The 13,623-nt window shown below is 63.5% G+C and carries 12 protein-coding genes; 6 read left to right on the top strand and 6 right to left on the bottom strand.

Annotated features, from left to right (window positions below; translation table 11 throughout):
- Positions 1 to 432: 432 nt before the first annotated feature.
- The 3 genes from B0G74_RS04070 (at position 433) to B0G74_RS04060 (ending at position 4,284) form a co-directional block, all read left to right on the top strand.
- Positions 433 to 897 carry a DUF2844 domain-containing protein gene (locus tag B0G74_RS04070; RefSeq protein WP_132373757.1) on the top strand — a complete coding sequence of 155 codons (465 nt, stop codon included), beginning with the start codon at positions 433 to 435 and terminating at the stop codon, positions 895 to 897.
- A gap of 65 nt (positions 898 to 962) precedes the next feature.
- Positions 963 to 2,231 carry a DUF3443 domain-containing protein gene (locus B0G74_RS04065; protein WP_132373756.1) on the top strand — a complete coding sequence of 423 codons (1,269 nt, stop codon included), beginning with the start codon at positions 963 to 965 and terminating at the stop codon, positions 2,229 to 2,231.
- A gap of 139 nt (positions 2,232 to 2,370) precedes the next feature.
- A complete protein-coding gene (locus B0G74_RS04060; RefSeq protein ID WP_132373755.1) occupies positions 2,371 to 4,284 on the top strand; it encodes a glycosyl transferase family 1 in 1,914 nt (637 codons plus the stop codon).
- A 56-nt stretch (positions 4,285 to 4,340) separates the two neighbouring features.
- On the opposite strand, the gene B0G74_RS04055 is transcribed toward B0G74_RS04060, so the two are convergent.
- Complete coding sequence (locus B0G74_RS04055) at positions 4,341 to 4,826, bottom strand: hypothetical protein (protein ID WP_132373754.1); 486 nt, start codon at positions 4,824 to 4,826, stop codon at positions 4,341 to 4,343.
- Positions 4,827 to 5,112: 286 nt separating this feature from the next.
- Here B0G74_RS04055 and B0G74_RS04050 point away from each other — a divergent pair, with 286 nt between their 5' ends.
- Positions 5,113 to 5,811: a cadmium resistance transporter gene (locus B0G74_RS04050; RefSeq protein ID WP_132373753.1), complete on the top strand. Its 699-nt coding sequence runs from the start codon at positions 5,113 to 5,115 to the stop codon at positions 5,809 to 5,811.
- A gap of 126 nt (positions 5,812 to 5,937) precedes the next feature.
- Here the strand turns inward: B0G74_RS04050 and B0G74_RS04045 are convergent, their stop codons facing one another.
- The gene (locus tag B0G74_RS04045) at positions 5,938 to 6,267 is read right to left on the bottom strand and encodes a hypothetical protein (RefSeq protein ID WP_132373752.1); all 330 of its coding nucleotides are present in this window, start codon (positions 6,265 to 6,267) and stop codon (positions 5,938 to 5,940) included.
- Positions 6,268 to 6,533: 266 nt separating this feature from the next.
- On the opposite strand from B0G74_RS04045, the gene B0G74_RS04040 reads away from it, so the two are divergent.
- Complete coding sequence (locus B0G74_RS04040; RefSeq protein WP_132373751.1) at positions 6,534 to 7,418, top strand: class I SAM-dependent methyltransferase; 885 nt, start codon at positions 6,534 to 6,536, stop codon at positions 7,416 to 7,418.
- A gap of 268 nt (positions 7,419 to 7,686) precedes the next feature.
- Positions 7,687 to 9,405, top strand: a complete 1,719-nt coding sequence (gene leuA, locus B0G74_RS04035) for a 2-isopropylmalate synthase (protein ID WP_132373750.1) — start codon at positions 7,687 to 7,689, stop codon at positions 9,403 to 9,405.
- 114 nt (positions 9,406 to 9,519) lie between these two features.
- On the opposite strand, the gene B0G74_RS04030 is transcribed toward leuA, so the two are convergent.
- The 4 genes from B0G74_RS04030 to hydA all read right to left on the bottom strand — a co-directional run bounded on the left by B0G74_RS04030 (position 9,520) and on the right by hydA (position 13,577).
- Positions 9,520 to 10,287, bottom strand: coding sequence for an amino acid ABC transporter ATP-binding protein (locus B0G74_RS04030; RefSeq protein WP_132373749.1), 768 nt, complete (start codon positions 10,285 to 10,287; stop codon positions 9,520 to 9,522).
- Positions 10,287 to 10,964: an amino acid ABC transporter permease gene (locus B0G74_RS04025; protein ID WP_012433671.1), complete on the bottom strand. Its 678-nt coding sequence runs from the start codon at positions 10,962 to 10,964 to the stop codon at positions 10,287 to 10,289. Before B0G74_RS04025 ends, B0G74_RS04030 begins: the two co-directional genes overlap by 1 nt.
- Before the next feature lie 22 nt (positions 10,965 to 10,986).
- A complete protein-coding gene (locus tag B0G74_RS04020) occupies positions 10,987 to 11,769 on the bottom strand; it encodes an amino acid ABC transporter substrate-binding protein (protein WP_132373748.1) in 783 nt (260 codons plus the stop codon).
- A 356-nt stretch (positions 11,770 to 12,125) separates the two neighbouring features.
- Positions 12,126 to 13,577 (bottom strand): dihydropyrimidinase, encoded by a 1,452-nt coding sequence (gene hydA / locus B0G74_RS04015; protein ID WP_132373747.1) that lies wholly within the window; start codon positions 13,575 to 13,577, stop codon positions 12,126 to 12,128.
- Positions 13,578 to 13,623: the final 46 nt, after the last annotated feature.

The raw sequence follows: 13,623 nt of genomic DNA, 5'->3' as shown, positions 1-13,623 counted from the left end.
GGCAAGTTTCCGTGGATCAACCCAACATTTTACCGATCCCGGCGAGTCATGTGCAAAAACCCGGGTTTGCCCGTGAATTGAGCAGCGTGAGACGTGCGCAAAGGACGCGGGATCGACGCGCGAGAAGGACACCGAAGCGACTCCTTCCGTCAACGTTTCCATGAGTTGCAAGAGGCTCATTTTCGCGCGTGAAAACGAACGGCGCACTGCAAATTTAACAATCCCCCACATTTCCCAACGGTCTGTCAGATGCGCCCTAGGTGATCGTCAGATCATTGATTCGACGGCACTTTCCGGGGCCCTCGCCACGTTAATTTTGATATATCGAAATTTGCTGAATGCCGCTTCAGGTAACGGTCTGAAAACCCGAGTGATATCTTGAAATAGACAACTCAAGAGCCTTTGAGCTCTCCAGCCACGGGATCGACCGTCATGCCCTTGCGTACCCTTACCCCGAATTTTGCTGCGTCAGCGATCGCGGTTGCCGCGTTGTGCACGAGCCTCGAAGCGCACGCCGAATTGGGCGGCGCCATGCCGGCTCAGGCGGATGCGAGCGCGAGCGCGCCGCGCGCCATGTTGAACGGGGCGCTGCGCATGCGCACGCTGACCGACGCGGGCAACACGACCATCAACGAGTACGCGACGAACACCGGCGAGATCATCGCCTACGCGTGGCAAGGCCCAACCATGCCGGACCTGCGCGCGCTGCTCGGCAAGTACGCCGCCTCGTATCGCGCCGGCGCCGCCGCGGCGCCGGCGGACGGCAATCTGCATGTCTCGCGCGTGGCGCGGCCGGACGTGATCGTGGAATCCGGCGGCCCGATGCGGGGCTACGTGGGCCGCACATGGCTGCCCGCGGCGCTGCCGCCCGGCGTCACGGCTGACGATTTTCAGTGATGTGCGCAAGCACTCGGCACTAGCGCCAGCATCGGCACCACACCGCGACGAGCACTGACCACGCCATGAAATCCACCCTTTCCATTTACGCCCTACTGCTGGTCTGCGCCGCCTTCGCGGGATGCGGCGGCGGTGGCGGCGGCTCGCCGGCCGCGACGTCGCAGACGGGGTCGGCCGCCCCGGCCAGCAGCCCGAGCCCCGCCAGTGCGCCGGTAGGCGCCTCGAGCGCCGGCCCGACCGCCTCCGTGCCGCAGTCGAATACCCCGAACGTCCAGCCGATCGCCGTCACCGCCGCACCGGGTCTGACGCGCAACATGCTGACGACGAGCGTCACCGTCTGCGAGCCCGGCACCAGCAATTGCGCGACGATCGACAATGTCCAGGTCGACACCGGTTCGCACGGGCTCAGGATTCTCGCGTCCGCGCTGCCGGCGGACCTGTCGCTTGCGGCAATCGCGTCGGGCAGCGGCATCGCGGGCGAATGCGCGGTGTTCGGCGGCGGCTACACCTGGGGCGCGGTGCGCAGCGCGGACGTGCGCATGGCCGGCCAGTTGGCCGCGTCGATCCCGATCCAGACGATCGCCGACCCCGCGCTGCCCACCGTGCCCGCCGACTGCGCGGGCTCCGGCCGCGCCATGCAGACGGTGGCGGGCCTGCGCTCGAACGGCATTCTCGGCGTGGGCCTGTTCGCGGGCGACTGTGGCAGCGGCTGCGTCACCGCCGCGCTGCCGCGCTGGTACTACCGTTGCGACGCCGGCGGCGCCTGCCTCGCCAGCACGCAAGCGCTGACGCAGCAGGTGACCAATCCGGTCAGCCGTTTTGCGCTCGACAACAACGGCGTGGTGATCGAGCTGCCGGGCATCGCCGATGCCGGCGCGGCCAGCGTATCGGGTTCGATGATCTTCGGCATTGGCACCCAGGCGAACAACACGCTGAACGGCGCCAGCGTCCTCAAGGCGAATTCGCAGACGGGCTACGTCGTCACCACGAGCGGCGGGCAGACTTATTCGCAGAGCTATGTAGACAGCGGCTCGAATGGGCTGTTCTTCCGCACCACCCAGTTTCCGCAGTGCGGCTTCTGGTACTGCCCGGCTTCGATTCAAGCCGCGAACGCCGCGATCACCGGGACGGACGGCGCGTCGAACACGGTGTCGTTTGCGGTCGGTAATTCGAGCGCGCTGTTCGCGTCGTCGAATAACGCCTTCAACAATCTGGCCGGCGTGGCCAGCAGCGGCTTCGGCTGGGGCTTGCCGTTCTTCTTCGGCCGACGCGTCTATACGGCGATCGCCTCGCGCGAAACGTCGGCGGGCCCGGGGCCTTACTACGCGTTCTGAACGGACGGCTTCTTTCGACGCCGAAATTTCGCAAACTCACCTGACGGACAGATTTGGTACGTATCGGCTGAGATAATTCCACCTTCCGGCTAACTCCGTTCCAATTAGTTAGTCATGCAAATCCTGGAATTGTCGGCAGATGGAAGAACCCACTTTTTCGCTCGATCATTTCGAGCAGCTCGTCTATACGCGGCAGCATGTCAAAGCCGCGATCCAGTTCATTGCCGCGCTGGCGCTCCTTCAGCAAAAGCGCGGCGAACTGGACGGCAGCTTTCTTGCCTCGGGCATCGCCGACCTGCCGCCGGACGAGCAACGCAAGCGCTTCTGCACACGCCTCGCGAGCGCGGCGTCGACCCTGTTCGCCGACCCGGCGTTCCAATTGCCACCCGAGTGTTTCAGATTGATTCTGACCCTGCACGAGTGGGTCGGACTGGTGTTCGCCTGCACGCCGTTCGGCAATGCGGACCATGTGACCCGATACCTGAATCCACGTGGTGCGGACAACGCCGAATTTCTGTCCGGCGACAGCTTCATCGAAAAACTCTGCTCGCTCTACTCGACCGAGTCCGAACTGGAACTCGACTTCGCCGCGCTGTGGGCGTACGACAAATCGCTCGCCGCCTGTCTTGCCCTCGTTTTGCTGGCGCCGGTCTTCAAAGGATCGGCGAGCGCGCATATGAAGCGCGAAGCGTTGATGGAATGGCTGCCCGGCAAACTGCAGCAAATCGGCGACCTCGACGACCTGCCGACCGCCTTGCTGCACAACGCCTATATGTTCTGCAGCTACGCGGACACGCCGCGGCGGCACGAGATCAAACGGGACATCAACGCGCTGGTGCGCCGCAAGCTGGATCAACTAGGGCTGACAGACATTCCCGCAGCGAAGCTAGCCCGCGCGAAAAGCCGCGAGCAGCGCGGCAAAAAACCGCTGATGGCGGTCGTGCTCGAATGGTTCGGCGGCGCTCATTCGATCTACCGCACGCACTCGCGCACGCTCGAAGCCGCGCGCGAGCATTTCGAAGTGGTGGCCTTCGGCTTCGGCTACGCCATCGACCATATGGGGCGCGCGGTGTTCGACCGTTTCATCGAACTGGAGGAGCCGGATTACATAGGCGAATGTCTGAAATCGATCCGCGACTTTGCCGAGGCGGAACAGCCTGACGTGCTCTACATGCCGAGCGTCGGCATGTTCGCGCTCACGGTGTTCATGTCGAATCTGCGTATTGCGCCGCTCCAGATCGTCGGCCTCGGTCACCCCGCCACGACTCACTCCGACAAGATCGACTACGTCAGCGTCGAGGAAGATTATGTCGGCGATCCCGCCTGCTTCAGCGAACGTTTGATGAAGCTGCCGAAAGACGGTCAACCATACCGGCCGTCGGTGGCGCTGCCGGACATCGTCGCGCAGATCCCGCCGTCACGCGAAACGCTGGAGATCGTCATCACAGCCAGCGCGATGAAGCTCAATCCCGGCTTTCTCGAAGCGTGCCGTGAGATCGGCGCGCGCGCGGCGACGCCTGTCCAGTTTCACTTCATGAGCGGCGTGCCCTTCGGCTTGCCGCTCGAGCGCATGCGCGATGTGATCCGCCAGACACTGCCGTGCGCCGTCGTGCACGGCTTTCACGAATATGCGGGCTATCTGGCGCGCGTCAATCGCTCGGATCTGTTTCTCAGCCCGTTTCCGTTCGGCAATACCAACGGTATCGTCGACGCGCTCACGCTGGGTTTGCCCGGCATCTGCAAACGCGGGCCGGAAGTGTTCGAGCGGATCGACGGCGCGCTGTTCGAGCGTGTGGGCATGCCGTCGTGGACTACGGCGGAGAGCGTCGAGGATTACATCGCCGCCGCCGTGCGGATGATCGACGCGCATGACGAGCGCACAGCCTTGCGGCAGCGTCTGATCGATACGCGGGCTGTGGAACGTTGCTTTGAAGGACGGCCGCAAGCGTTCGGTGAATGCGTGCTGGAACGGGTGCGGGGAAGCAACGCCGGTGCAAGGAAGAAGCGACGGCTTGAGGTTCGGCGCCGCTCAGTGCGCCACCCTTTCGCATGATGCCCGGCGTCACGAGATTATTCGGCGCCGGGCCGCCGTACCCGTGCGCCGATACGCTACTCGGTCGCGTTGGGGCTCGCCGTTACAAGATCAGCCGGCGCCAGCCAGTTGAACACGTCCAGCGTCGGCCCGTGGAACGTGCACTCCGCGGCGGCTGGCGTGGCGATCTTCTTAGGTTTGGCGGGCTTGAGCGAAAGCGCTGTTGCCGATGCATCTGAGGCGCCCGCTGCACCTGCTCCACCAGCAGTCACAGCGGAAGCCGCCGGCGCACCCGAAGCTGCAAGCGGCGCACTGGCTGCACCCGCCTCCGCAGTCTCGGACGCCGGAACCGCCACACGTTCGATCGATCCCTCAACCACCACTCGCGAGCCATAGATGCCTGCGCCCGCATGAGTGATCTTCAGCGGATCCGCCGACGTTTCCGCCAGCTTGCTTCGCATCAACTGCTCGCACGCGTCCGTGTTCTTATAGACGGCCGTGCACGCCGCCAGCAGCGCGGCAGCGGTCGTGACGCAGGCGATAGAGAGAATCCGAATCTTCATTGGTGTTCCGTTTTTCAAGCCGTCGGCAATTGTAGCTTACGGCCTGCTTGAGCGGCGCCGCCTTCGAGCGCCGGCAGCGCGCGAGCCGCGTAAGGCGATCGACACTTTCACCGCGCATCCAGCGCGCCCGAAACCCAGTGACTGCTTGACCGCGGCGGCTCGCATCGGCATCGTGTTGCCCGGCCGCCATTCGATCGGCGCGCTGCCGACGTTGCGACGGGGCCTTGCGATGCGCATCGCTTCACCTTGTCACGCTTTCTCACTGTGTACCGACCGGCTTTCCCGCATGTTCAGCCTTGCCCTGCTCGCCATCGCGGGTTACACCGCTACCAACGTCGACAACCTGTTCGTGCTGCTCGCCTTCCTGGCGGAAGCCGGCGACGAGCGGCGTCGCGTGATCGCCGGGCAGTATGCCGGCTCGCTAATCCTGATCGCGGGGTCGGCGCTGCTCGCCGCATTGCTCAAGCACTTGCCGGCTGGTTACGTCGGTTTGCTCGGCATTTTGCCGATCGGCGTGGGGCTCGGCAAAGCGTGGGAGCGCTTTGGTCCCGGCAGCCCGCAGCAAGAGGAAGCGGCGCGAATCGAAACGGCGCCACCCGCATCATCCGGGCCGGCCGGGTCGGGGTATCCGGCTAGTGCAGCGAATCAGGCAAGCTCGCCCGCTTCAACCATCCCGTCCCACGCAAACCGCGCCTCATCCTGGTGGACTGTAGCGTGCGTGGCCGTCGCCAACGGTTCCGACAATCTCGCCGTCTATGTGCCCTTGTACGCCAGCCATTCGCACGGCGAGGGCGCATTCATCTCGCTGATCTTTGTCGTGATGATCGGGCTGTGGTGCGCCGGCGCCGTATGGCTCGTGGACCATCCGTTGCTGGGTGCGCCGATCCGACGCTACGGCACCGCGCTGCTACCGCTAATCCTGGTGGTGATCGGCGTCTCGGTGATCGCGCAGAACGGCACGCTGCGCATCGTCTTCGGACTCTGACCAGTGCCCGCATGTGGGCAACGCACGGCCCACTACTCGAAAAAGCCCAATTGAACAACACGGTCCGTGCAGGGATGCGCTGCAGTCCAATACGCGATACGGCACGACCGTCGTCCACGCGAGCGCTCAATTCGACGGCATTTGCGGTTGCACGTAAGTGCGCACGCCGGCGAGCGGCGAACCGTAACCGCCGGAATTGGTGTGATTCGGCAAGCCGTTGACCAACTGCGCACGCGGGTCGGTCGGGTTCAGGTTCAATTCGCCTGCCTGCTGGTTGCCGTGCGTCGGATATTCGCTGCCGCGCGCCGCGTTCGGCATCAAACGCGTGCTGTTTTGCGGCGCGTTCATGTCGTCCTGCGGGCTCAAACCTTGCGCTCCCGCCTGTGCCGCAATCGCGCACGCGGCCGCGCACAGCAAAACCCGCCCTACCCGCGACATCGTCGATGTTCGTTTCATACCTGCCTCCGGCAAAATGAAATGAAGGGAATCAAGTCGCGCCCGGTACACAACGATCCCGCTCGCGACAGCCAAACGCTGATCACACCATTTATACGCGCCATGCCGCGCTTCGGATTCGGCGACGTAAGCGCGAGTCGCGGTAAACAGAGAAACTGGCGGATATGGCCTTTTATTCCGGGCCGCGGCGGCAGGACACGCAAATCCAGCGAGCGCCTATCCTTATGCCGATTACCGATTTCCCTCCCGCGCGATCGCGCCCAATAATGGACGTCATGAACCTTCGACCCAATCTCCACGCTCGTGCGCTGCGCGCCACACTCGCGGCACTGACCGCAACGCTGTTGCTGGCGGCCTGCGCCGGCCCATCGGCGTCGACTTCCGCGTCCGCGTCGTCCAGTCCGGCGCTGCTCGACGCGGCGATTGCCGGACCACAACGCGGCGACAAGGCCCGCGCCCGCGACGTCTACCGTCATCCGCGGGAAACGCTGCAATTCTTCGAACTTACGCCGTCGCAAAGCGTGCTGGAGATCGAGCCGGGCGGCGGCTGGTACACGGAGATCCTGGCGCCGTATCTGCACGACCACGGCAAGCTCTACGAGGCGCAGTACGACGGCCCACAGGGGACGGTATCGGCGGAAGCGCAGGCCAATCGGGCAGCATTTGCGCGCAAACTGGCGGCCACGCCCTCCGTGTACGGCAACGTCGTGGTCGGCACGCTGCACGTCGGCCAGTTCAGCGGTTTTCCGGCCGATGCCAGCTTCGACGAGGTACTGACCTTTCGCAATATCCATAACTGGATCAAGGACGGCCAGATCGACACGAACCTGCGCGCCTTCTACGCGGCGCTCAAGCCGGGCGGCGTGCTCGGCGTCGAGGAACACCGCGCGGCGCCGGGCACTTCGCTGCAACAAACCATCGACACCGGCTATGTGACCGAAGACTACGTGATCGAACATGCGCGCGCGGCCGGCTTCGAACTGGCCGGCAAGAGCGAAGTAAACGCCAACCCGCGCGACAGCAAAAATTACCCCAACGGCGTCTGGTCGCTGCCGCCGACCTTCGAGGGCGGCGACGTCGACCGGGCGAAATATGCGGCCATCGGCGAATCGGACCGCATGACCTTGCGCTTCGTGAAACCGGCGCACTGATCTCGCGCCGCACCGGACGGCGCTTGACGCCGTCCCAATAATATGTTCCTATTGCGCACTATGTACCGCGCCCAGACCATCCTATCGCTACTACTAGCCCCCTCTACCGGGCTAGGTCTGCTGCTGCGCGCTTCCATCTGAACCACACGAAGCACCGCTCAATTCCCCAGTAACTGACCCAGCCCCGGTTTCCGACCGGCGGCCCAGTTATGTCTTTTCGTCGTCCGGTCGACTCCCAGCTACCTGGTCTCACCCACGGATGATGAAAATGTTGAAGAACCCCGCTACCAAATACCGCTCGTTCAAACCGGTCAACTTGACGGATCGCCAGTGGCCGTCGCGCACCATCACGCACCCGCCGATCTGGATGAGCACCGACCTGCGCGACGGCAATCAGTCGCTCTTCGAGCCGATGGACGCGCAGCGCAAGATGCGCATGTTCAAGACGCTGGTGCAGATCGGCTTCAAGGAAATCGAAGTCGCGTTTCCGTCCGCTTCGCAGACCGACTTCAATTTCGTGCGTGAGTTGATCGAAGGCGGCCACATTCCCGACGACGTCACCATCGAAGTCTTGACGCAAGCGCGCGACGACCTCATCGAGCGCACCTTCGAATCCTTGCGTGGCGTGCCGCGCGCCATCGTCCACTTGTACAACGCGACCGCGCCGGAATTCCGCAAGATCGTCTTCAATCTGGACAAGAGCGGCGTGAAGGAACTGGCGCAAAACGCTGCCCGCACGATGAAGCGGATCGCCGAGACCATGCCGGAAACGCACTTCACGTTCCAGTACAGCCCGGAAGTGTTCAGCGGCACCGAAATCGAATTCGCCAAGGAAGTCTGCGACGCCGTGTTCGACATCTGGCAACCGACGCCGCAACACAAGGCCATCGTCAACTTGCCGGCCACCGTCGAAATGTCCACGCCGAACATCTACGCGGACCAGATCGAGTGGATGCACCGCAATCTCAAGCGCCGCGATTCGCTCTTCATCTCCGTGCATCCGCATAACGATCGCGGCACCGCGGTGGCGGCCGCTGAACTTGCCGTGATGGCCGGGGCGGATCGTATCGAAGGCTGCCTGTTCGGCAACGGCGAGCGCACTGGTAACGTAGACCTCGTCACGCTCGCGTTGAACCTCTACACGCAGGGCGTCGATCCGGGGCTCGACTTCTCGAACATCAACGAAGTCGCGCGCACCGCGGAAGAATGCACGCAATTGCCGATCCATCCGCGTCATCCGTATGTCGGCGATCTGGTATTCACGGCCTTCTCGGGCTCGCATCAGGATGCGATCAAGAAGGGCTTCGCGGTGCAGAAACCGGACGCCGTCTGGGAAGTGCCCTACATGCCGATCGATCCGGCCGATCTCGGCCGCACCTACGACTCGGTGATTCGCGTGAACAGCCAGTCGGGCAAAGGCGGCATCGCCTATCTGCTCGAGCAGGGCTACGGCGTCGTGTTGCCGCGCCGCCTGCAAGTGGACTTCAGCTCGGCGGTGCAGCGCTTCACCGACGACAGCGGCCAGGAAGTCACGTCCGCGCAGATCTGGGAATTGTTCCAGCAGGAATATGTGCAGAACACGGCGCCGATCCACTACGTCGGTCACAGCCTGTCCGAGCGTGAAGGACGCGAGCACATCAAACTCACGGTCGACATCAATGGCACGCGGCGCGTGTTGACCGGCGAAGGCAATGGTCCGCTCGACGCGTTGATGCACGCGATCGGCGTGCCGGTGCGGATTCAGCACTATGAAGAACGCGCGTTGACGCAGGGTGCGGATGCCCGCGCGGTGGCGGTCGCCGAAATGGCCGGCGCCGATGTGACCGGCAGCGCGTTCGGCGTCGGCATCGATGCCAATCTGGTGACGGCGTCGATTCGCGCGGTGATCAGCGGCGTGAATCGCGCTTACGCACGGGTCAATGCGCAGGCGAAGGAGAGCTTCTTCGACGCCGCGATGAACGATGTCACGGAGAGCGTGGGGGTCTAAGGTTCTTGGCCGTTGGTGGTCGATTTGTAGCGGTTATATGCGCAGGGGGCGTCTCGACGACACCCCCTTTTTTATTCAACCGCATCGCGGGCGTGACGGCCTTTCAGGTCCGCGTCATTGAGTCCATTCATCCGGCAGACTGTGCGTCAACGTCGACACGAAACGCTCGGTTTCCGGCGCGCGCGGCTGCATGAAGATCTCGCGCGACGGCCCGGCCTCCACCACCACGCCGTTGTTCAGAAACACCACGTCACGCGCGATCGTCGCGGCGAGCCGCAAATCGTGCGTGGCCATCAGCATGGTCATGCCTTCGGTGGCGAGTTGCTTGAGCACCTCCACCACTTCCGCGGCGAGACCGGGGTCGAGCGCCGAGGTCGGCTCGTCGCACAACAACACTTCCGGCGACGGCGCCAACGCCCGCGCAATCGCCACACGTTGTTGTTGCCCGCCGGAGAGCGTCGAAGGCCATGCATCCGCCTTCTGCGCGATGCCGACCTTCTCCAGCAGTTCGTCCGCGCGAGCCCGCGCCTTGTCCTTGTCCCACTTCAGAACGGTCACCAAGCCTTCCATCACGTTCTGCCGCACGGTGAGATGCGGAAAGAGCTGGAAATTCTGAAACACCATGCCCGTGCGGCGGCGAATCGTCAGCACCGCGTCGCGCGAGGGCCGGTGGTCGCGGCTGAATTCCAGCCGCTGATCGCCGAGTTCGAGCGAACCGGACTCGGGAATCTCGAGCAGATTCACGCAACGCAAAAGCGTGCTCTTGCCGCTGCCCGATGGACCGATCAACGCGGTGACATTCCCCGAGGCGAGTTGCAGATCGACCGAGTTGAGCACCCGTTGACCACCGAAGTACTTGTCGATTTTTTCCAGTCGGATCATCAGTTGCCTGCCTGGAAAAGTGCGTGACGGCCGAACTTGCGCTCGAGCCTGACTTGCGCCGACGACAACACCGAGCTGAACACCAGATAGACCAGTGCCGCTTCCGTGTACAGAATCAGCGGCTCGTAAGTCACCGACGCGATCCGCTGCGCCGCCTGAAACACCTCGGGCACGGTCAGCACCGCGGCGAGCGAGGTGTCCTTCACCAGCGCGATAAACGAATTGGACAACGGCGGCAACGCAACGCGCGCCGCTTGCGGCAGGATCGCACGACGCAGAGCCTGCTCGCGCGTCATCCCCATCGAATACGCCGCCTCCCACTGCCCTTTTGGAATCGACTCGATCACGCCGCGTATCACTTCGGAGTTGTACGCGCCCACATTCAGCGAAAAGCCGATGATCGCCGCCGTCAACGGATCGAGCACGATGCCCACGTTCGGCAAGCCGTAGAAGATCACGAACAGTTGCACGAGCAACGGCGAGCCGCGAAACAGCCACACGTAGAAGCGCACGATCGCCACGGCCCACTTCGGCCCGAACAGGCGGACCAGCGCGACGAGGAACGCCAACGCAAGTCCGATCGCAAACGATATCAGCGTGAGCGGCACGGTAAACACGAGCCCCGCATACAGCAGGGGCCACAGCGACTGCGCCATCAGATGCAACCATGCCGGCATGATTCAGACTCGCGGAAGGCGTTTACTGGGAGACGTCTTTGCCGAAATACTTCTGCGAGATCTTCGCGTAGGTGCCGTCTTTCTTCATGTCGGCGAGCGCCTTGTTGATTGCGGCCTGCAATTCGGGGCTGCCCTTGCGGATCAGCACGGCGGACTTGTCGCTGCTGTCGGCCGAGGTATCGAGCGCGGCGATCTTCACCTTCGCGTCCGGCTTGTGCTTCTTGAAGTCGAGGAACGACAGCGAGTCGTTGACGGTGGCATCCACACGACCCGAGGTCAGCAGATCGATCGATTCATTGAAGCCCTGCACGGGGATCACTTCCGCGCCGTGCGCCGCCGCGATCTTGCCGAAGTTGCTGGTCAGCGTGTTGGCCGACTTCTTGCCCTTCAGGTCGTCGAAGTTCTTGATCGTGGTGTTGTTCGACTGCACGATCAGCGCCGCGTGCGACGTGATGTACGGGTCGGAGAAGTCGTATTTGACCTTGCGCGCGTCGGTGACGGCCACTTCGTTGATCACCGCGTCGTAGCGGTTCACGTCGAGACCGGCGATCAGACCGTCCCATTTGCCCTCGACGAATTGCGGCTTGACGCCGAGACGCTGCGCGATCGCCGTGCCGATTTCGACGTCGAAACCGGTCAGCTTGCCGGATTCGTCGTGGTACGTGAATGGCGCGTAGGTGCCTTCGGTGCCGATCCTGAACACGCCGGCGGATTTGATCTGCGCGAGTTCATCGGCGGCGAATGCGGAATTCACGGCCACCGCCTGGAACAACGCGATCAGCAGAATGGAACGAATCGATTTCATCAGGCGGCTCCGTCAAATGTGCCACGTCGGTGGCTGAGTCTTGTGTTGGACAGTCCCCGCCGGCGCTTGCGCCCGCAGAGTGGGCGGACTGTAGCAAACGGCCTGCGTTTTTACAAAGGATCAGGTTTCCGATCGATATGCGCTTGCGTGCTAAGCGAACAGCCATAGCCTCTGGTGTGACGTGGATTTCAACTCTACAGCAGATAGACAGACGCGGCATGCATCGCAACACGGAACCTATGTTGCGCGCCATCGGGGAAAACGCGAGAGGTCTCGCCGCGGTGAGCGCGCGGCAGGAAAAAACGGGCGGCGCCGCGTTTGAATGCGGCGCCGCCCGTCGTCGGATTGCGAATGGCTTACCGCTCTACCGGATGCGGCTCCTTGCGCTTGTTGGCGACGCGGATCGCGTCGAAGTAAGCGCCGTTCGGCGGACGCTTCAGATAGCGACCCGCACCGCGCACCGCCCGCAGCTCGCCGTCGGTCCAGGCGAGCGCGCCGCGCGTGAGCGTGTGCATCGCCACGCCTTGCACCGTCATGCCTTCGAACACGTTGAAGTCGACCTTCTGATGATGCGTCTTCACCGAAATCGTTTTGCTCGCGTTCGGGTCCCACACCACGAGGTCGGCATCCGCGCCGACCCGCACCGCGCCTTTGCGCGGATACAGGTTGAAGATCTGCGCGGCATTCGTCGACGTAATCCGCACGAACTCGTTCGGCGTGAGCCGCCCCGAATTCACGCCGTGATGCCAGAGCACCGCCATGCGGTCTTCCACGCCGCCGCAACCATTCGGAATCTTCGTGAAGTCCTCGCGGCCCATCGCCTTCTGCGACGCGCAGAACACGCAGTGGTCGGTGGCCGTGGTGTGCAACTGGCCGGCTTGCAACCCGCGCCATAGCGCCTCGCGATGCTCGGCCGAGCGGAACGGCGGGCTCATCACGTGGGCCGCCGCGCGCGTCCAGTCGGGATCGCGATACACCGCTTCGTCGATCACCAGATGGCCGGGCAACACTTCGCCGAACACGCGCAGACCTTCGCTGCGGGCGCGGGCAATCGCATCGACCGCGTCCTTTGAGGACACGTGCACGATATACACCGGCACGCCCAGCACCTGCGCGATCCGGATCGCGCGATTGGCGGCCTCGCCCTCCACTTCCGGCGGCCGCGACAACGGATGCGCCTCCGGACCGGTAAAGCCTTTCGCCAGCAACTGACGCTGCAACTGGAACACCAGTTCACCGTTTTCCGCATGCACGGTGGGCAGCGCGCCGAGTTCGAGCGAACGCGAGAAGCTGTTCACCAGCACTTCGTCGTCGGCCATGATCGCGTTCTTGTAGGCCATGAAGTGCTTGAAGCTCGACACGCCGTGTTCATGCACCAGCGTGCCCATGTCGCGATAGACCGAATCGTCCCACCACGTCACCGCGACGTGAAAGCCGTAGTCCGCCGACGCCTTCTCGGCCCAGCCGCGCCATTCCTTGAAGGCGTCCATCAGCGGTTGCTTCGGGCTCGGAATCACGAAGTCGATGATGCTCGTGGTGCCGCCCGATAAACCCGCCGCCGTGCCCGTGTAGAAGTCGTCGCTCGCCGTGGTGCCCATGAACGGCAATTCCATATGCGTGTGCGGATCGATGCCGCCGGGCATCACATACTGCCCGCCCGCATCGACGATCGTGGCACCGGCCGGCGCCTCCAGGTCCGCTCCGATCTGCAGGATCGTGCCGCCGTCCTGCGGGTCCGCACACAACACGTCCGCACGATACGTGTTCTCCGCGTCGATAATCGTGCCGCCGCGAATCAGGGTCGTCATGTTGCCGCCTCCTTATGAACTGCTGGTTTCGGTGCTACGTACTTCG

The sequence above is a fragment of the Paraburkholderia sp. BL9I2N2 genome (genome assembly GCF_004339745.1).
GTDB lineage: Bacteria > Pseudomonadota > Gammaproteobacteria > Burkholderiales > Burkholderiaceae > Paraburkholderia.
The sequence above is the reverse complement of the archived record's forward strand: the minus strand, read 5'-3'. Positions and strand labels throughout refer to the sequence as shown.

Excerpts from the sequence above, each read along its gene's own strand:
- B0G74_RS04070 (WP_132373757.1), top strand. The coding sequence starts at position 433 with ATGCCCTTGCGTACCCTTACCCCGAATTTTGCTGCGTCAGCGATCGCG.
- B0G74_RS04065 (WP_132373756.1), top strand. The coding sequence starts at position 963 with ATGAAATCCACCCTTTCCATTTACGCCCTACTGCTGGTCTGCGCCGCC.
- B0G74_RS04060 (WP_132373755.1), top strand. The coding sequence starts at position 2,371 with ATGGAAGAACCCACTTTTTCGCTCGATCATTTCGAGCAGCTCGTCTAT.
- B0G74_RS04055 (WP_132373754.1), bottom strand. The coding sequence starts at position 4,826 with ATGAAGATTCGGATTCTCTCTATCGCCTGCGTCACGACCGCTGCCGCG.
- B0G74_RS04050 (WP_132373753.1), top strand. The coding sequence starts at position 5,113 with ATGTTCAGCCTTGCCCTGCTCGCCATCGCGGGTTACACCGCTACCAAC.
- B0G74_RS04045 (WP_132373752.1), bottom strand. The coding sequence starts at position 6,267 with ATGAAACGAACATCGACGATGTCGCGGGTAGGGCGGGTTTTGCTGTGC.
- B0G74_RS04040 (WP_132373751.1), top strand. The coding sequence starts at position 6,534 with ATGGACGTCATGAACCTTCGACCCAATCTCCACGCTCGTGCGCTGCGC.
- leuA (WP_132373750.1), top strand. The coding sequence starts at position 7,687 with ATGTTGAAGAACCCCGCTACCAAATACCGCTCGTTCAAACCGGTCAAC.
- B0G74_RS04030 (WP_132373749.1), bottom strand. The coding sequence starts at position 10,287 with ATGATCCGACTGGAAAAAATCGACAAGTACTTCGGTGGTCAACGGGTG.
- B0G74_RS04025 (WP_012433671.1), bottom strand. The coding sequence starts at position 10,964 with ATGCCGGCATGGTTGCATCTGATGGCGCAGTCGCTGTGGCCCCTGCTG.
- B0G74_RS04020 (WP_132373748.1), bottom strand. The coding sequence starts at position 11,769 with ATGAAATCGATTCGTTCCATTCTGCTGATCGCGTTGTTCCAGGCGGTG.
- hydA (WP_132373747.1), bottom strand. The coding sequence starts at position 13,577 with ATGACGACCCTGATTCGCGGCGGCACGATTATCGACGCGGAGAACACG.